Origin of the sequence: Pseudomonas hormoni, assembly GCF_018502625.1 — a bacterium.
Classification (GTDB): Bacteria; Pseudomonadota; Gammaproteobacteria; order Pseudomonadales; family Pseudomonadaceae; genus Aquipseudomonas; species Aquipseudomonas hormoni.
Genome location: NZ_CP075566.1, coordinates 5,250,554 through 5,267,615, shown reverse-complemented (window position 1 = coordinate 5,267,615; position 17,062 = coordinate 5,250,554). Strand labels below are relative to the sequence as shown.

Here is a 17,062-nt window from a genome sequence, read left to right as displayed (position 1 = left end):
TCTCCGATTCAACCGGGCAAATTGGCCAGCGATGTAACGCGACGTTGCCGATAGATGAAGTACAGAGCAGTCAGTACGGTCAATCCGCTGACCAGTGCGCCGGTCCACGGCAAGTCCGCCAGATCGGCACCACTGGCGACCACCAGCCCGCCGATCCAGGCCCCCGCCGCGTTGCCCAGATTGAATGCACTCTGATTCAGCGTTGAACCCAGGTTCGGCGCTTCATGGGCCTGATCGATGATCAGCAGCTGCAAAATCGGACACAGCGCGAAGGCAAAAATCCCCCACAGCACCAGCGTGATCGCCGCCGGAATCACCGAATGGCTGGTCTGAGTAAACGCAGCCAGTACGACCAACACCGCCAGCGCCATGCCCACCAGCGAAGGCAACAAACGACTGTCCGCCAATCGACCACCCAGCATGCTGCCCGCCGTCAGACCCACGCCAAACAACAGCAACATGATGGTCACGCCATGGGGGCTGACGCCGGTGATGTCCTGCAGGATCGGCGCGATGTAGGTGAACACGCTGAACAGACTGGTCGATGCCAATACGCTCATGCCCAGGGCCAGCAGCACATTGACCTTGCCCAGCACTTTGAACTCTCTGGCCAGGTTGGCCTTGTCCATGGCGATGTCCTTCGGCAGCCAGAGCCATTGCGCGATCGCGGCAATCACCCCGATCACGGACACCGCCCAGAACGTCGAACGCCAACCGGCGTATTGCCCGAGTGCAGTACCCAGCGGTACACCGAGCACGTTGGCCAGCGTGAGGCCCGTGAACATCATGGCAATCGCCTGGGCCCGTTTGTTCGGTGCCACCAGGCCGGCGGCGACCACCGAACCAATGCCGAAAAATGCGCCGTGGCACAGTGCAGTAATCACGCGAGCGGCCATCAGCGTGGCGTAGTTCGGCGCGAGGGCGCAGAGGATGTTGCCGAGGATAAACATCAGCGTCATGCCCAGCAGCGTGGCTTTGCGCGGCATGTTGGCGGTGCCGATCGCGAGGATCGGCGCGCCGAACACCACGCCCAGGGCGTAGCCGGTGATCAGCAGGCCGGCGTCGGGAATGCTCACGGCAAGGTCGCGAGCGACGTCGGGCAGCAGGCCCATGATGACGAATTCAGTGGTGCCGATGCCGAACGCGGCAACAGCGAGGGCAAGCAAAGCGAGTGGCATGCGCAAGGTCTCTGTCGGTAGTCTTGACGCTGTGATCAGGCATACGCAGGCCGACGACCGTTCTCGAGGAGAGCGGACCGAGGCAGAAATTATTGGAATTAGTCTGAGCGCAACTGAGTGCGGCGTGGTCGCTTGCAGTATAAACAGCTGCTGACATATGGCGAATCAATTCTCTCCCCGCTTCCTGTAGGAGCACGGCTTGCCGGCGATGGCGGTTTCAAGAACGCCTTCGCCGGCAAGCCGTGCTCCTACACGGGAGAGGATGATGAACAAAAGGAGCGTGCCGTGCTTGCGACGGTTTTGGTGTTGGTGGCGGCGCTGTTGCACGCGGCGTGGAATACGCTGATTAAATTCAGCGCGGAACGGTTGTTGGTCGTGGCCTGCATGGACAGCGTGGCGATGTTGTTTGTCGCCCTGATGCTGCCTTTCGTGGCGTTGCCGCCGATTGAAATCTGGCCGTGGATCCTGGCGTCGGCGGCGTTCGAGTTGCTCTATCGCTATTTGTTGATTCAGGCCTATCGGGTCGGCGATCTGGGGCTGGTCTATCCATTGATGCGCGGACTGTCGCCGCTGGTGGTGCTGGCCCTGACGCTGATCTTTGCCGGAGAAGTGCTGACCCATCAGCAGATCTTCGGAATTCTGCTGATCCCGTTCGGCATGCTGTGCTTGCTGTGGCAGGGCGGTGGCGGCGCGCGTTTGCCGTGGTCGATGCTGCCGGTGGTAGCACTGATCGGTCTGTGCATCGGCTGCTACACCTTTATCGACGGCCAGGCGTTGCGGCGCTGGTCGCATCCGCTGGATTACCTGGTCTGGGTGACGCTGCTCAGTGCCTGGCCGTTTCCGTTACTGGCACTCGTGCGCAAGCGGCCGGCGTTTATGCTGTTCTGGCGTGAACAGTGGCGGCTGGGGTTGGCGGTCGGGTTTTGCGTGTTGTTCAGCTACGCTCTGGTGCTGTGGGCGATGCAGCTGGGTTCGATTGCCGAGGCGGCGGCCTTGCGCGAAATCAGCGTGATTCTGGTGGTGTTGTTTGGCATGCGCTACCTGAAAGAACCTTTCGGCCGGCCTCGGCTCCTGGCCTGTGGGCTGGTACTGATCGGCATGTTGGTGATGAAGTTTTGACTGGCTCACTGTCGACAAACGCTCGACGCATGAAACTTGAAGAAGGGATGACTCTATGACGGTTGCTTTGTGGTGCATTTTGATCGCGATTTTCCTGCCTTACCTGTGTACGGGCGTGGCCAAGATCAGTGGCGGTTACAGGCTGGAAGACAACCATGATCCCCGGGATTTTCTTGATTCACTGGAAGGTTTGGGCAGGCGCGCGAATGCGGCGCAACTGAACAGTTTTGAAATCATCCCGGCGTTCGCTGCGGCGGTGATCGTGGCGCATCTGGCGGGCAATGCCGAGCTGGTGACCATCAATGTGCTGTCGGTTTTGTTTATCACCAGCCGGTTGCTGTACATCATTTGCTACCTGGCGGACTGGCATATCTTGCGGTCGTTGGTGTGGTTTGTGGGGCTGGGGTTGATCGTTAGTTTCTTTGTGGTTTCGGTCTGACGGATCTGCGGCGTTTGTTCCGGCCCCTTCGCGGGCAAGCCTCGCTCCTACAGAACAACTTTAGCTGTAGGAGCGAGGCTTGCCCGCGAAGGCAATTCATCAGGCGAAACAAGACTCAAGGATTGGCTTTAACCGCATCAGTCACCTGAGGTACTTGCGGCAATGCCGCGCCTTTGGGCCACAACATCCAGATCTGCCCCTGCTGTTTCATGTCGCCGGCCAATTGCCCGGCCGCTTCGCCGGTGCCCCAGAACAAGTCCGCACGGACTTCGCCAGCAATCGCGCCGCCAGTGTCTTGAGCCGCCACCGGACGTACCAGCGCGGTGCCGTCCGGCCGTGTTGTGGATAACCACAACAGGCTGCCCAGCGGAATCACTTTACGATCCACTGCCGCGCTGTAACCCGCAGTCAGTGGTACGTTCAGCGAGCCGCGAGGACCTTCATTGCTGTCCGGGTTACGGGTGAAGAACACATAACTCGGGTTGCTTCCGAGCAGTTCTGGGATGCGCGCCGGATGAGCCTTGGCCCAGTTGCTGATTGCGCCCATGGTCACGTCTTCTTTCTTCAGCTCGCCTTGTTCCACCAGCCAGCGGCCGATGGGGCGATACGGATGGCCGTTCTGGTCGGCATACGCGATACGTAACTGGCGACCATCGTCGAGCTGAATGCGACCGGAGCCCTGGATTTGCAGGAATTGCAGGTTCATCGGGTCGGTCAGCCACGCCACGACCGGCGCTTTGACCCCTTTGGTTTCGATGGTTGCCGCATCGTCGTAAGGCTTGAGCACGCGACCTTCGAGCCGTCCGCGCAGGCGTTTGCCTTTGAGCTCCGGGTAGATGCTGTCCAGAGAGACAATGATCATGTCTTCTGGAATCCCGTACACCGGGATGTTCGCCACGGCAGTTTGGGTCAGGCTGCCGGGGTATACCGGCTCGTAGTAACCGGTGATCAAGCCGTTGGGATTGTCGTTGGCGGCGCGCAGGCCGTAGACGTCGAGGTTCTGTTTGAGGAAGCCGCGAATGTCATTGGCGGTTTGCGGCACCTTGGTGGCAGCGGCGCAGGTCGAGCCCCAGACCGGGTCGGCCTTGAGTCGGGTGCAGGCGCTGCGCCACGAACCGAAGCCGGCGACCAGGTCGTTGTCGGACACCGATGGAAGCGCTTCCCACGTGGCGCTGGAGTAAGTGGCCAGGGCGTGGGTTTTCGGTTTGTTGTTGTCACCACCGGTGCAGCCTGCGAGCACGGCCACTATCGGGAGGGTCCAGGCCAGGCGGTGACGCCATGCCTTGAAACGGCTGTTCATGGAGTAATTCCTTTGCCGGTTGCGCGAGTGCTCCCTGCGCTCGAACAACCCGTATTGATAATAGGGCTATTGGTGTTTGTCGGTGACGCGAGGATACTGGCCGCCGTTTCCCGTGACCTGAAGCCACCATGACATTTAAAAGACTTTCCGTTGTATTGCTGGCCTGCTTGACGTTGTCTGCGTGTGGCGGTGTCGACCCGAACTCGCCACTGGGCCAGCGCAAGGCGATCTTCAAGCAAATGCTCAAGACCGGCGAAGACCTGGGCGGCATGTTGCGCGGCCGCATTCCATTCGACGGTCCGAAGTTCGCTGACGGCGCGGTGAAGCTTGATGCGCTGTCCCATGAGCCGTGGAAGCATTTTCCGCAGGTGCGCGAAGAAGATCACACCAGTGCCAAGAGCGATGTCTGGCAGAAACAGGCACGCTTTCAGGAAATGGCCCGCACCCTTGAAGCCACCACCGGTGAATTGGTGATTGCCAGCAAGGTCCAGCCTTACAAGGCCAGTAACCTCGGGCCGGCGGTGCAGAAAGTCGAAGATGCCTGCAGTGCCTGTCATAAAGAATTTCGGGATCATTGATTCTCGGATGTGACTGGGTGAGCCTGCTGCGCAACTGTGGCGAGGGAGCTTGCTCCCGCTGGGCTGCGAAGCGGCCCCAAAACCATTCAACCGAGTTTCGTCAGCTGTATTCTGCGATCCGGATTACGACGGCTTCGCCGCCGAACGGGAGCAAGCTCTCTCGCCACAAAAGTTCGCTCGCTAATCCGGATTACTTGTCCAGCTCGTCCAGCGCATCCTGCAATTCCTTGCGGGACTCGGCGAGTTTGTCTTTGCGCTTGTTGATCTTCTCGGGATCGCCTTTCTTCATGGCTTTGTCGAGGTCGGCCTGACGCTGACTGACTTCATGTTTGGCGTCGAGGACCTTGTTTTCCCGTTCCTTCTTCAACGAAGCATCGGTGCAATGAGCGGTGACTTCACTCAGGGCCGTTTCCAGGCCCGCCTGCTGATCGGCGTTGCCGTGGGACTTGGCCAGTTCGATCTGGTTGATGATTCCCTGTTTCTTGGCGGCGCAACCGGTCAGGCCCGGGGCCTCTTCGGCGGCCATCAGCGGAGCGGCCATCACACCGCAAAGAGTCAGCAGGGCGAGCGGTGAAAGAAATTTCATAAAAGCTCCATGTACAAAGTGCAAATCGGATCGATATGGCGGTGGGCGTTTGAGCCCATTGGCACCTTTGGGTTCCCGGGTGGGCGAGCATCTGCGGACACTAAAACCCGTCGATTCCCGCCGCACGTAATGTGTCACTCAAGGCCAGGACCTGCGGGTCGCGGAAAAATGCGCTCAATTGCGCTGCGCGTCCCGGGCCGATACCGGCCTCGGACTGCCATTGTTCGGTGTTTCGTTGTGCCAGTGCCTGCCATGAATCGGCTAGCTGCGCCTGGCCGGTCGGTGGTAATCCCAAGGCTTTGAGCCAGCGAGCAAAAGGGCGTTGGCGGGCGCTGTTGAAACTGTTTAAAAGACGCGTCGTGCTGCGCTCGCCGAAACCGTCAATGTTAGCAAGCTCTTGAGCATCGAGGGTCAACCAATCCAGCAGGCCGTTCAGCTGGCCTGTTTCGAGAAGTTTCTCCCAGGTGCCGGGACCGACATGAGGCAAGGCCAACCCTTGCTTGCCACTGAGCCAGGCCAGTCGCGCGAGGAATTGGCTTTCGCAGCCAGGCGTCGGCTGCCAGCAACTCAAAGGATGAAAGTCTGCCGCCAACGGTACGTTTAATTCGGCGCGTTCGGCGGTGCGCAGAATGACGCCGTCGAGCCTGGGGATGGTCAGCCCCGCCAGGCTGATGGACACCTGATCACCGGGGCGGATATCCAGTTCCTCCCAGCGTCGAAGGGAGCTGACGCTGACGCGCTTGATCTGCCTGTCATCAAGCGTCACCGGTTTCAGGTCCAGCACGGGGGTGATCCGTCCGGTGCGACCGACCTTGAAGTCGATTTTGCGCACTTGAGCCAACGCCTGGGCAAACGGGTATTTCCAGGCGACGACCCAGTGCGGTGTTTTCGCCTGCCAGCGTTCGGCCGAAGGGCGTTGGCTCTGGCGCAGGACGACACCGTCACTGGCAAAGGGCAGGGGCGAGCGGTACCAGTGATCGCGCCAGCGTTCGGCATCGGCAAACGTCTGCACCGGCTGACTGTAAGGCACCGTGCTCGGCAGCCCCAGTTCATCCAGCGCCGCGCCACGGGCGGGCAGGCTGGCCGGGCCTTGCGGCCAATCCCAGATAAATAGTCCGATGCCTGCGGCTTGCTCAGGGGCGAGTTCCTTGCGGGCCATCAGGCCGGCTACCGTAGAACGGGCATTGAGGCTGCCGGCCTTGGCTTGTACATGGTCGATCAGGCGCCAGTAGAGTTCGCCTTGCACGAGCAAATCCACGGGTTGCGCCAGTTGTCGGGGGATAACGGGAATCAAGTGCGCCGAGGCAGTCCAGTCCTGTCCGTTCATACCGTCACCACGACTGATCGCCTGATGCAGCATGCCGTTGCGATAGATCAACGTCACGGCCACGCCGTCAACCTTGGGTTGTATCCAGATGTCTTTGCGATCACGCAGCCAGTTCTCGACGGCGCGATCATCGCGCAGTTTTTCCAGGCCCGTGTGGGCAATGGGGTGGGCAATTTTGCCGCCAGTTGCGCGCGAGGGTTCAGACGCCATGCCCAGGTCAAAACACTCACACCATTCGGTCAGTCGCGCGCGGGATTGATCGTAGAGTTCGTCGGCGACTAATGAGTGGCCACGGCGGTGATAGCTGTCGTCCCAAATGTCGATTTGTTTTTGCAGTGCTGTGATTTCGTCCAGAGCTCTGGCGGGCGGCCAGTTGGGGCAATGGGCAGCGTTTGATATTGAGCAGATTGAAGTCAGGAAGAAAAGAGAAAACAGGCGCAGAAGCATTGTGAGCGTCCTTGCTCAAGGAGAATGCTTGAAGGCTAGTCACTTATTGTCAGGCGGGAAGGGTGGGTGTTTTGCCTTGTGTTTCCGGGTTACTGGGCTGGCCTCATCGCCGGCAAGCCGGTCCCAAGCGAAAGACAATAAAAAACCCCACACGGCGAGCCGTGCAGGGCTTTTGGTACCGCCGGGGAAGTCTTACAGACCGGCAGCCGAACGCAGGTCGTCGGCGCGGTCGGTTTTTTCCCAGGTGAACGTGGTGAAGGTATCTTCGCCCACAGTCTTGGTAGCCGGAGTGCGGCCGAAGTGGCCGTACGCAGCGGTTTCCTGGTACATCGGGTGCAGCAGGTCGAGCATGGTGGTGATTGCGTATGGACGCAGGTCGAACACTTCGCGAACCAGTTTGACGATTTTGTCGTCGCTGATTTTGCCGGTGCCGAAGGTGTTCAGCGAGATCGAAGTTGGTTGAGCAACACCGATCGCGTAGGAAACCTGAATCTCGCAACGCTCGGCCAGGCCGGCAGCGACGATGTTCTTGGCCACGTAACGACCGGCGTAGGCAGCCGAACGGTCAACCTTCGATGGATCTTTACCGGAGAACGCGCCGCCGCCGTGACGGGCCATGCCGCCGTAGCTGTCGACGATGATCTTGCGACCGGTCAGACCGCAATCACCTACCGGGCCACCGATGATGAACTGGCCGGTCGGGTTGATGTGGAACTGGGTATCTTTGGTCAGCAGTTCGGCAGGCAGCACGTGCTTGACGATCAGCTCCATTACGCCTTCGCGCAGGTCTTTGTACGACACTTCAGGGTTGTGCTGGGTCGACAGAACAACGGCGTCGATACCGACAACCTTGCCGCCTTCGTAACGGCAAGTCACTTGCGACTTGGCGTCCGGGCGCAGCCAAGGCAGCAGGCCGGATTTACGGGCTTCGGCCTGGCGCTGAACCAGTTGGTGCGAGAAAGTAATCGGTGCTGGCATCAGCACGTCGGTTTCGTTGCTGGCGTAGCCGAACATCAGGCCCTGGTCGCCGGCGCCCTGATCTTCAGGCTTGGCGCGGTCGACACCCTGGTTGATGTCAGGGGACTGCTTGCCGATGATGTTCATCACGCCGCAAGTGGCGCCGTCGAAGCCGACATCGGAGCTGTTATAGCCGATGTCCAGAATGACGTTACGCACGATTTCTTCCAGGTCGACCCAGGCCGACGTGGTGACTTCACCTGCAATGATTGCCACGCCGGTTTTCACCAACGTCTCGCACGCCACACGGGCGAACTTGTCTTCAGCAATGATGGCGTCCAGCACCGCATCGGAAATCTGGTCGGCGATTTTGTCCGGATGCCCTTCGGACACGGACTCGGAGGTGAAGAGGGAGTATTCGCTCATCTCGATTTTTTCCTGAATTTACCGATGGTGAGTGTCGCCAGCTGGCCGCTGAAAGTGGCGGACCTGAATCTGGAAACCATTACGTAAGCCTACATAGAGGCTTTCCCCGGGAACGAGTCCCGCAGCGGTGGCCCAACGGGCCAGATCGTCCTGTTCAAACCCCAACCAGAGATCACCGCAGGCCTCCCTGGCCCAACTCTGGTTGTGGCTACATAACTCTGTCACGAGCAGGCTACCGCCCGGTTGCAGCAAGTCGGCCATGTGCTTGAGCGCATCGGCCGGCGCGGCAAAGTGGTGCAGCACCATGTTCAGTACAACGCAATCGGCCTTGAGGCTGACACCATTCAATGCATCGGCCAGTTGCAGGCTGACGTTAGCCAGCGTTTCACGTTCGCAGACCTGGCGCGCCAGTTCGAGCATCGCCGTGCTGTTGTCCAGCGCCGTGACGTGCGTGAAGCGGCGCGCCAGTTCCGGCAGAAAAGCGCCGTCGCCAGGGCCGACTTCAATGGCCGTGGCCCCTTCGCTGAAGCTCAGTTTGTCGAGCAGGGCCACCACGCTTTCGCGGTACTGCGGCAGGCCGGCAATCAAGTCCTGCTGGGCGCGAAACTTCTCCGCAACCCGTGAGAAAAAGTCCTGGCTGGCCGCCGCCCGTTGCCCATGGACCTGACCGATCCGCGACTGCACATCGGCAGGCAGGGTCAGGTTGTCCACTTCTTCGAGCAGCGCGGCATGCAGCTTGCCGCCCAGCAGGTCTGTGTGGGGCAGGGCGCGACGGTAGAAAATCGCATTGCCTTCACGACGGGTCGCCACCAGGTCGGCCTGGGCCAGCACCTTGAGGTGATGGCTCATGCCCGACTGGCCGATGCCGAAGATCTGCGCCAGTTCCAGTACGCCAAACGAATCGTTGGCCAGCGCGCGCAATACATTCAGCCGCAGAGGATCGCCGCCGGCCTTGCACAGGGCCGCCAGCTCATCGCACTCGTCATGTTGAATGGAAGGCACGCGTAAATTCATAGGGCCAGCAGTCTAGTGACGGTCATAAAGCTCTGCAAGAGCAATATCAAAAAGTTTTGATATTGCTCGATAGATGGCACTTCTCGGGGAAAGGGTCACTCTACAAATCGTCAGCGGAAAGGTTTCACCAGGCGAATGCGACTTTATCCACCGGAAAAACGCCTTCAGATGACTATCTGTCATTGCCGCGAGGCATGCCTGTGAGGGAAAATGCTCGCCTTTTTTCCGTTTCGTTTTATTCAAACCCTAGGAGATCAGCGATGCCCAGCCGTCGTGAGCGTGCCAACGCCATTCGTGCCCTCAGCATGGATGCCGTGCAAAAAGCCAACAGCGGCCATCCCGGTGCCCCGATGGGTATGGCGGATATCGCCGAAGTACTTTGGCGTGACTACCTGAAGCACAACCCGAGCAATCCATCGTTCGCCGACCGTGACCGCTTCGTGCTGTCCAACGGCCACGGCTCGATGCTGATCTACTCGCTGCTGCACCTGACCGGCTACGACCTGTCGATCGATGACCTGAAAAACTTCCGCCAACTGCACAGCCGTACCCCGGGTCATCCGGAATTCGGCTACACCCCAGGCGTTGAAACCACCACCGGTCCACTGGGCCAGGGCCTGGCCAACGCCGTGGGTTTCGCCCTGGCAGAAAAAGTCCTGGCGGCGCAATTCAACCGTCCGGGCCACAACGTTGTCGACCACCACACCTACGTATTCCTGGGTGATGGCTGCATGATGGAAGGCATTTCCCACGAAGTCGGCTCCCTGGCCGGTACGTTGGGCCTGGGTAAGCTGATCGCCTTCTACGATGACAACGGTATCTCCATCGACGGCGAAGTCGAAGGCTGGTTCACCGACGACACCCCCAAGCGTTTCGAAGCCTACAACTGGCAGGTGATCCGCAATGTCGACGGTCATGACCCGGAAGAGATCAAGATCGCCATCGACACTGCACGCAAAAGCGCGCAGCCAACCCTGATCTGCTGCAAGACCACCATCGGTTTCGGTTCGCCGAACAAGCAAGGTAAAGAAGACTGCCACGGCGCCCCATTGGGTGACGCGGAGATCGCTCTGACCCGCACGGCGTTGAAGTGGAACCACGGTCCTTTCGAAATCCCGGCCGACATCTATGCCGAGTGGGACGCCAAGGAAGCCGGCCGCGCGGTCGAAGCCGAGTGGGATCAGCGTTTCGCTGCCTACTCTGCGGCTTTCCCTGAGCTGGCCAACGAGCTGATCCGTCGCCTGAGCGGCGAGCTGCCGGCCGACTTCGCTGAAAAAGCGTCTGCTTATATTGCTGAAGTCGCGGCCAAGGGCGAAACCATCGCCAGCCGTAAAGCCAGCCAGAACGCCCTGAATGCCTACGGCCCGATGCTGCCGGAATTCCTCGGCGGCTCCGCTGACCTGGCCGGCTCCAACTTGACTCTGTGGAAAGGTTGCAAAGGCGTCACCGCCGACGACGCCAGCGGTAACTACGTGTACTACGGCGTTCGCGAGTTCGGCATGAGCGCGATCATGAACGGCGTTGCTTTGCACGGCGGTCTGGTGCCTTACGGCGCGACCTTCCTGATGTTCATGGAATACGCCCGCAACGCCGTGCGTATGGCCTCGCTGATGAAGAAGCGCGTGCTGTTCGTCTACACCCACGACTCTATCGGTCTGGGCGAAGACGGCCCGACTCACCAGCCGATCGAGCAACTGACCAGCCTGCGCAGCACGCCGAACCTCGACACCTGGCGTCCAGCCGATGCCGTTGAATCGGCAGTGGCCTGGAAGTTCGCCCTGGAGCGTAACGACGGTCCTTCGGCCTTGATCTTCTCGCGTCAGAACCTGCAGCACCAAACCCGCAATGCGATTCAGATCGAAGAGATCTCCCGTGGCGGTTACGTGCTGAAGGATTGCGCAGGCGAGCCTGAGCTGATCCTGATCGCCACCGGTTCGGAAGTGGGTCTGGCGGTTCAGGCTTACGACAAGCTGACCGAGCAAGGTCGCAAGGTGCGCGTTGTTTCGATGCCTTGCACCAGCGTGTTCGATGCCCAGGACGCCGGCTACAAGCAATCGGTTCTGCCGTTGCAGGTCAGCGCCCGTATCGCCATCGAAGCCGCTCACGCGGACTACTGGTACAAGTACGTGGGCCTGGAAGGCCGCGTCATCGGCATGACCACCTACGGTGAGTCGGCGCCTGCGCCAGCCTTGTTCGAAGAGTTCGGTTTCACCCTGGAAAACATCCTGGGTCAGGCTGAAGAGCTGCTGGAAGACTGATCCAGAAGTTGCGGTATCGGGGCTGACGTCTTCGCGGGCAAGCCTCGCTCCTACAAGGGATTGCGTTGTTTTTCAAGGCAACCGAAGACCTGTAGGAGCGAGGCTTGCCCGCGAAGGCGGCAGACCTGGCAACCACATTCCCAAGCTTCATCGAGAACCCCATGCCTCAACCGCGTCCCTACAAAGTTGCACTCAACGGCTACGGCCGGATTGGTCGTTGCGTCTTGCGTGCGTTGTTCGAGCGAGGCGAGAAGGCCGGGTTTGAGATTGTCGCGATCAACGATCTGGCGGATATGGCCAGCATCGAATACCTGACACGCTTCGACTCCACGCACGGGCGCTTTCCCGGCGAAGTGAGGGTTGAAGGCGATTGTCTGCATATTAATGGCGACTGCGTGAAGGTCCTGCGCAGTGCCACCCCCGAAGGCATCGATTGGGCGTCGTTGGGCGTCGATCTGGTGCTGGAGTGCTCCGGCGCTTACCACACCCGCGAAGACGGCCAGCGTTTCCTCGACGCCGGTGCGCCACGCGTACTGTTTTCCCAGCCGATGGCCAGCGAGGCGGATGTCGACGCCACCATCGTCTACGGCGTGAACCAGGATTGCCTGACCGGCGAAGAGCTGCTGGTGTCCAACGCCTCCTGCACCACCAATTGCGGCGTGCCGCTGTTGCGCCTGCTGGATCAGGCCATTGGTCTGGAATACGTGTCGATCACCACCATCCACTCGGCGATGAACGACCAGCCCGTCATTGACGCCTATCATCACGAAGACCTGCGCCGCACCCGTTCGGCGTTTCAGTCGGTGATTCCAGTGTCCACTGGTCTGGCACGCGGCATCGAACGCCTGTTGCCGGAACTTGCCGGGCGAATTCAGGCCAAAGCCGTGCGGGTGCCGACGGTGAACGTGTCTTGCCTCGACATTACGATGCAGACCGTGAGCGACACCGACGCCACCGAGGTCAATCGGATTCTGCGCGAGGCGGCCACCAGCGGCCCGCTCAAAGGCCTGCTGGCCTACACCGAGCTACCCCACGCAAGCTGTGATTTCAATCATGACCCACATTCGGCCATCGTCGATGCCAGTCAGACCCGAGTTTCCGGCCCACGGCTGGTGAACATCCTGGCCTGGTTCGACAACGAATGGGGTTTTGCCAACCGAATGCTGGATGTTGCAGAACACTATCTGCAAACAGCGACTTCAAAAAAACCGTAGGAAGTGCGACCCATGACCGTGTTGAAGATGTCCGACCTCGATCTGCAAGGTAAGCGCGTATTGATCCGCGAAGACCTCAACGTCCCAGTCAAGGACGGTGTAGTCACCAGCGATGCGCGAATCCTGGCTTCGCTGCCGACCATCAAGCTGGCCCTGGAAAAAGGCGCGGCCGTGATGGTCTGCTCGCACCTTGGCCGTCCGACCGAAGGCGAGTTCTCGGCCGAGAACAGCCTCAAGCCTGTCGCCGACTACCTGAGCAAGGCCCTGGGCCGCGAAGTGCCGCTGGTGGCCGATTACCTGGGCGGCGTTGACGTGAAGGCCGGCGACATCGTCCTGTTCGAAAACGTGCGCTTCAACAAAGGCGAGAAAAAGAACGCTGACGAACTGGCCCAGCAATACGCTGCCCTGTGCGACGTATTCGTGATGGACGCCTTCGGCACCGCTCACCGCGCCGAGGGTTCGACCCATGGCGTGGCCAAGTTCGCCAAAGTCGCTGCCGCTGGCCCGCTGCTGGCCGCTGAACTCGACGCACTGGGCAAAGCCCTGGGCGCCCCGGCCCAGCCAATGGCGGCCATCGTTGCCGGCTCCAAGGTCTCGACCAAACTCGACGTGCTGAACAGCCTGAGCCAGATCTGCAACCAGCTGATCGTCGGCGGCGGCATTGCCAACACGTTCCTGGCCGCTGCCGGTCATCCGGTCGGTAAATCCCTGTACGAACCGGACCTGCTGGACACCGCTCGTGAAATCGCCGCCAAGGTCAGCGTGCCGCTGCCGGTGGACGTTGTGGTTGCCAAGGAATTCGCTGAAAGCGCCACTGCCACCGTCAAGCTGATCGCCGACGTAGCCGCAGACGACATGATCCTGGACATCGGCCCACAGACCGCGGCGAATTTCGCCGAGCTGTTGAAGTCGTCCAAGACCATTCTGTGGAACGGCCCGGTGGGCGTGTTCGAGTTCGACCAGTTCGGTAACGGCACCAAAGTGCTGGCCCAGGCCATCGCGGAAAGCTCGGCGTTCTCCATCGCGGGCGGCGGCGACACCCTGGCGGCCATCGACAAATATGGCGTCGCGGATCAGATCTCCTACATTTCTACCGGCGGCGGCGCATTCCTTGAATTCGTCGAAGGCAAGGTATTGCCGGCGGTTGAAGTCCTGGAAAGTCGGGCCAAGGCCTGAGGTCGCTGATTTGACCAGGAAAGGGAGTGTTCAGATGGTCAAGACGCTAGCGCTGTTGATCGTTGCGGGTTCGCTGGCGGCTTGCGGGAGTAACCCGAAAGCCAAGCCGGACCCTGCGCCGCAATCGCTGGAAAAAGGCTGCTACCAGGCCGACTGGCAAGCGGAAACCAACCCGGTGATCAACAAGCGTTCCGGTCCTGATGGCCTGGACAAATACGAAACACAGACCCCCGCCAAGGAACATGGTTGCCCTTGACGGGTCTGACTCCTTACTCAGGGCTGGCGGCGTGCGCCGTCAGTCGAGGAACACGGATGAAAGGTTTTATCGCCATTACGGCGCTGGCACTGCTGGCAGGTTGCTCGAATTTCAACCTGTTCAAGCCGGCCGAATCGACGGACAACTGGACCACCTGGACCTGCGACAGCCAGGCCAAAGTGCTCTGGCGCTACACAGACGACAGCCGCAAGGCCGTCGACGTGCGCCTCGGCGGGGCCGATCAGGTCTATCGCCTGAAGCTTGAACCGGGCGCGGAAGGTTCGCTGTACAGCAGCGACATGTTGGCGTTTCACGTAAAAGGTGAGGAAGGCCTGGTGTACTGGGTCGCCACCAATGATTTGATCGGCCGCGGTTGTAAAGCGCAGTAGGAGCCGATCGCTGGGCTTTTGTGGCGAGGGAGCTTGCTCCCGCTGGAGTGCGAAGCGCTCCCAAAGCCAGTCGACGCCGTGTTTGAGAAAGACCGAGTCGACCGGTTTACGACTGCTTCGCAGCCGAACGCGAGCAAGCTTGCTCGCCACAGGTTCTTCGTCACACTCAGGATTTATGTTGTACCGAATCCGCAGCCCGGACCAACCCCCGATCTGCAAAAACTTGAATAGCCGCCGCCGCTCCGGCAGGCTGGCACGATTAACGACCCAAACCGGGAGAGACACACACAATGGCACTTATCAGCATGCGCCAGATGCTGGACCACGCAGCCGAATTCGGCTACGGCGTTCCAGCCTTCAACGTCAACAACCTTGAGCAGATGCGCGCCATCATGGAAGCCGCTGACAAGACTGACTCCCCGGTGATCGTCCAGGCTTCGGCCGGTGCTCGCAAATACGCCGGCGCGCCGTTCCTGCGTCACCTGATCCTCGCGGCAATCGAAGAATTCCCGCACATCCCGGTGTGCATGCACCAGGATCACGGCACCAGCCCTGACGTCTGCCAGCGCTCCATTCAACTGGGCTTCAGCTCGGTGATGATGGACGGTTCCCTCGGCGAAGACGGCAAGACCCCGACCGACTACGACTACAACGTGCGCGTTACCCAACAAACCGTGGCCCTGGCTCACGCCTGCGGCGTTTCGGTAGAAGGCGAGCTGGGTTGCCTGGGTTCGCTGGAAACCGGTATGGCCGGTGAAGAAGACGGCATCGGCGCCGAAGGCGTTCTGGATCACAGCCAGATGCTGACCGACCCGGAAGAAGCCGCTGACTTCGTCAAGCGCACCCAGGTCGACGCCCTGGCCATCGCCATCGGCACCAGCCATGGCGCCTACAAGTTCACCAAGCCGCCTACCGGCGACGTGCTGGCCATCGACCGCATCAAGGAAATCCACAAACGCATCCCGAACACCCACCTGGTGATGCACGGTTCGTCTTCGGTTCCGCAAGAGTGGCTGGCGATCATCAACCAGTACGGCGGCGATATCAAAGAAACCTACGGCGTGCCGGTCGAAGAAATCGTCGAAGGCATCAAGCACGGCGTGCGCAAGGTCAACATCGACACCGACCTGCGTCTGGCGTCCACCGGCGCGATGCGTCGCCTGATGGCTACCAACCCGAGCGAGTTCGACCCACGTAAATTCTTCGGCGCGACCGTTACCGCAATGCGCGACGTATGTATCGCTCGCTACGAAGCTTTCGGCACTGCCGGCAACGCTTCGAAGATCAAGCCGATCTCGTTGGAAGCGATGTATCAGCGTTACCTGAAAGGTGAGTTGAACGCCAAGGTGAACTAAGCCTTCAGCGTTTGAACCGCATAAAAAACCCGCCGAGAGGCGGGTTTTTTTGTGGGTGATTCTATTTATCGTGATCAATATCCAGCTTGCTGAACGTCACTTTCCCGCCTTCACTTGTGTACCCGGTGTTGTCCTGCACATACACACCGGCCTTGAAGTACAGCGGTTTGACGCGCCACGTGGCGCTGATGTTGGTGTCCCATTGGTAACCCGCCGCACTGATGCCCAGCGCACCTCCGGGGCTCAGGTGGATGAGGTAGGAGAACTCCTGATCCAGCTTCACGCCGGTGGCGATGGTGATCACCCGGCCTTCGCCATCATCAGGGTGCATGCGCACTTTGGCGACGATGTTGCCGGTCTTGCTGCTGGTCTTGTACTGATATTCGACCTTGACCATGGGCTTCTGGCTTTCATAGGCGTGTATCTGGCCGATGACGATCTTGCCCGAGCTCGGCACCTGGTTCACCGCCAGGGTGGCACGCAGGGCGTTGTCGGCGTCCGGGTAGTACCAGTTTTTCAGGGTGCCGTTGCTGTAGGTTTCCCGCAGCTCGGTGCGCGGATATTTCGCGTTTTCGGTTTTCGTGCCGGTCACTGGGGACCAGAAAAACAGGGTGCCGGTGTCGGAATGGAAGTATTGATCCTTGAAACCCTTCACCAGTTTGGCTGTTTCAACGGTGTACGGCGGGTTACCGACGGGAACACTGAGGTTCCAGGATGCGAGATCGATCATAGGCAAAGCTTCCACAAATTTTGCAGCACGGACGTACCAGATGCTCTAGCACGCGCCTTGGAGGGCGGTCTTTATAAGCGTAGAAGGCCGTTTTGTTAACGCCTGTCTGACAGATGGATGACGTCAAAATCCTGTTAAAAGGCCATCTTTCCCGGTTTTAGCGGCCTGTAGCGGTGACCGTTAGTCGGTAAATGAACTCTTTAGTTAAATGATGGCGTACTGATATCTTCTGCTTTAGCTAATCCCGGTCTAGAGTGAAGGCTTGTTATATGTCCGGTTTTCACGAGAAACCGGCCTGACGCCCCAACAAGAG

General features: G+C 59.9%; 16 protein-coding genes. 9 read left to right on the top strand and 7 right to left on the bottom strand.

Features of this window, described 5'->3' with window-relative positions:
• Positions 1-8: 8 nt before the first annotated feature.
• The gene (locus KJF94_RS24515; RefSeq protein WP_214379434.1) at positions 9-1,178 is read right to left on the bottom strand and encodes an MFS transporter; all 1,170 of its coding nucleotides are present in this window, start codon (positions 1,176-1,178) and stop codon (positions 9-11) included.
• 285 nt (positions 1,179-1,463) lie between these two features.
• Between KJF94_RS24515 and KJF94_RS24510 the strand changes: the two genes are divergently transcribed.
• Positions 1,464-2,297 (top strand): EamA family transporter, encoded by an 834-nt coding sequence (locus KJF94_RS24510; RefSeq protein ID WP_214379432.1) that lies wholly within the window; start codon positions 1,464-1,466, stop codon positions 2,295-2,297.
• A 55-nt stretch (positions 2,298-2,352) separates the two neighbouring features.
• On the top strand, positions 2,353-2,736 hold the full coding sequence (locus KJF94_RS24505; protein ID WP_214379430.1) for an MAPEG family protein: 384 nt from the start codon (positions 2,353-2,355) through the stop codon (positions 2,734-2,736).
• 115 nt (positions 2,737-2,851) lie between these two features.
• Here the strand turns inward: KJF94_RS24505 and mltA are convergent, their stop codons facing one another.
• Positions 2,852-4,036: a murein transglycosylase A gene (gene mltA, locus KJF94_RS24500; RefSeq protein ID WP_214379428.1), complete on the bottom strand. Its 1,185-nt coding sequence runs from the start codon at positions 4,034-4,036 to the stop codon at positions 2,852-2,854.
• 128 nt (positions 4,037-4,164) lie between these two features.
• Here mltA and KJF94_RS24495 point away from each other — a divergent pair, with 128 nt between their 5' ends.
• The gene (locus tag KJF94_RS24495) at positions 4,165-4,614 is read left to right on the top strand and encodes a c-type cytochrome (protein WP_214379426.1); all 450 of its coding nucleotides are present in this window, start codon (positions 4,165-4,167) and stop codon (positions 4,612-4,614) included.
• Positions 4,615-4,804: 190 nt separating this feature from the next.
• On the opposite strand, the gene KJF94_RS24490 is transcribed toward KJF94_RS24495, so the two are convergent.
• The 4 genes from KJF94_RS24490 to KJF94_RS24475 form a co-directional block, all read right to left on the bottom strand.
• Positions 4,805-5,200: a DUF1090 domain-containing protein gene (locus tag KJF94_RS24490; RefSeq protein WP_214379424.1), complete on the bottom strand. Its 396-nt coding sequence runs from the start codon at positions 5,198-5,200 to the stop codon at positions 4,805-4,807.
• A gap of 100 nt (positions 5,201-5,300) precedes the next feature.
• Entirely contained in the window at positions 5,301-6,974 is a 1,674-nt protein-coding gene (gene ligB, locus KJF94_RS24485; RefSeq protein WP_214379422.1) for an NAD-dependent DNA ligase LigB, read from the bottom strand.
• A gap of 192 nt (positions 6,975-7,166) precedes the next feature.
• Positions 7,167-8,357 (bottom strand): methionine adenosyltransferase, encoded by a 1,191-nt coding sequence (metK, locus tag KJF94_RS24480; protein WP_008033298.1) that lies wholly within the window; start codon positions 8,355-8,357, stop codon positions 7,167-7,169.
• 18 nt (positions 8,358-8,375) lie between these two features.
• Positions 8,376-9,371 carry an ArsR/SmtB family transcription factor gene (locus KJF94_RS24475; protein WP_214379419.1) on the bottom strand — a complete coding sequence of 332 codons (996 nt, stop codon included), beginning with the start codon at positions 9,369-9,371 and terminating at the stop codon, positions 8,376-8,378.
• 260 nt (positions 9,372-9,631) lie between these two features.
• On the opposite strand from KJF94_RS24475, the gene tkt reads away from it, so the two are divergent.
• The 6 genes from tkt (at position 9,632) to fba (ending at position 16,019) form a co-directional block, all read left to right on the top strand.
• Positions 9,632-11,629 (top strand): transketolase, encoded by a 1,998-nt coding sequence (gene tkt, locus KJF94_RS24470; RefSeq protein ID WP_214379417.1) that lies wholly within the window; start codon positions 9,632-9,634, stop codon positions 11,627-11,629.
• A 161-nt stretch (positions 11,630-11,790) separates the two neighbouring features.
• A complete protein-coding gene (gene epd / locus KJF94_RS24465) occupies positions 11,791-12,843 on the top strand; it encodes an erythrose-4-phosphate dehydrogenase (RefSeq protein WP_214379415.1) in 1,053 nt (350 codons plus the stop codon).
• Between the two features lie 12 nt (positions 12,844-12,855).
• Positions 12,856-14,019 (top strand): phosphoglycerate kinase, encoded by a 1,164-nt coding sequence (locus KJF94_RS24460; RefSeq protein ID WP_027926616.1) that lies wholly within the window; start codon positions 12,856-12,858, stop codon positions 14,017-14,019.
• A 34-nt stretch (positions 14,020-14,053) separates the two neighbouring features.
• Complete coding sequence (locus KJF94_RS24455; protein WP_214379413.1) at positions 14,054-14,275, top strand: hypothetical protein; 222 nt, start codon at positions 14,054-14,056, stop codon at positions 14,273-14,275.
• A 56-nt stretch (positions 14,276-14,331) separates the two neighbouring features.
• Positions 14,332-14,664, top strand: a complete 333-nt coding sequence (locus KJF94_RS24450) for an MliC family protein (protein WP_214379411.1) — start codon at positions 14,332-14,334, stop codon at positions 14,662-14,664.
• Between the two features lie 290 nt (positions 14,665-14,954).
• Positions 14,955-16,019, top strand: a complete 1,065-nt coding sequence (fba, locus tag KJF94_RS24445; RefSeq protein WP_027617054.1) for a class II fructose-bisphosphate aldolase — start codon at positions 14,955-14,957, stop codon at positions 16,017-16,019.
• A gap of 61 nt (positions 16,020-16,080) precedes the next feature.
• Here the strand turns inward: fba and KJF94_RS24440 are convergent, their stop codons facing one another.
• Positions 16,081-16,749, bottom strand: coding sequence for a polysaccharide lyase family 7 protein (locus KJF94_RS24440; protein ID WP_214379409.1), 669 nt, complete (start codon positions 16,747-16,749; stop codon positions 16,081-16,083).
• Positions 16,750-17,062: the final 313 nt, after the last annotated feature.

Excerpts from the sequence above, each read along its gene's own strand:
- tkt (WP_214379417.1), top strand. The coding sequence starts at position 9,632 with ATGCCCAGCCGTCGTGAGCGTGCCAACGCCATTCGTGCCCTCAGCATG.
- epd (WP_214379415.1), top strand. The coding sequence starts at position 11,791 with ATGCCTCAACCGCGTCCCTACAAAGTTGCACTCAACGGCTACGGCCGG.
- KJF94_RS24515 (WP_214379434.1), bottom strand. The coding sequence starts at position 1,178 with ATGCCACTCGCTTTGCTTGCCCTCGCTGTTGCCGCGTTCGGCATCGGC.
- KJF94_RS24460 (WP_027926616.1), top strand. The coding sequence starts at position 12,856 with ATGACCGTGTTGAAGATGTCCGACCTCGATCTGCAAGGTAAGCGCGTA.
- KJF94_RS24505 (WP_214379430.1), top strand. The coding sequence starts at position 2,353 with ATGACGGTTGCTTTGTGGTGCATTTTGATCGCGATTTTCCTGCCTTAC.
- metK (WP_008033298.1), bottom strand. The coding sequence starts at position 8,357 with ATGAGCGAATACTCCCTCTTCACCTCCGAGTCCGTGTCCGAAGGGCAT.
- KJF94_RS24440 (WP_214379409.1), bottom strand. The coding sequence starts at position 16,749 with ATGATCGATCTCGCATCCTGGAACCTCAGTGTTCCCGTCGGTAACCCG.
- KJF94_RS24475 (WP_214379419.1), bottom strand. The coding sequence starts at position 9,371 with ATGAATTTACGCGTGCCTTCCATTCAACATGACGAGTGCGATGAGCTG.
- ligB (WP_214379422.1), bottom strand. The coding sequence starts at position 6,974 with ATGCTTCTGCGCCTGTTTTCTCTTTTCTTCCTGACTTCAATCTGCTCA.
- KJF94_RS24455 (WP_214379413.1), top strand. The coding sequence starts at position 14,054 with ATGGTCAAGACGCTAGCGCTGTTGATCGTTGCGGGTTCGCTGGCGGCT.
- fba (WP_027617054.1), top strand. The coding sequence starts at position 14,955 with ATGGCACTTATCAGCATGCGCCAGATGCTGGACCACGCAGCCGAATTC.
- KJF94_RS24495 (WP_214379426.1), top strand. The coding sequence starts at position 4,165 with ATGACATTTAAAAGACTTTCCGTTGTATTGCTGGCCTGCTTGACGTTG.
- mltA (WP_214379428.1), bottom strand. The coding sequence starts at position 4,036 with ATGAACAGCCGTTTCAAGGCATGGCGTCACCGCCTGGCCTGGACCCTC.
- KJF94_RS24450 (WP_214379411.1), top strand. The coding sequence starts at position 14,332 with ATGAAAGGTTTTATCGCCATTACGGCGCTGGCACTGCTGGCAGGTTGC.
- KJF94_RS24490 (WP_214379424.1), bottom strand. The coding sequence starts at position 5,200 with ATGAAATTTCTTTCACCGCTCGCCCTGCTGACTCTTTGCGGTGTGATG.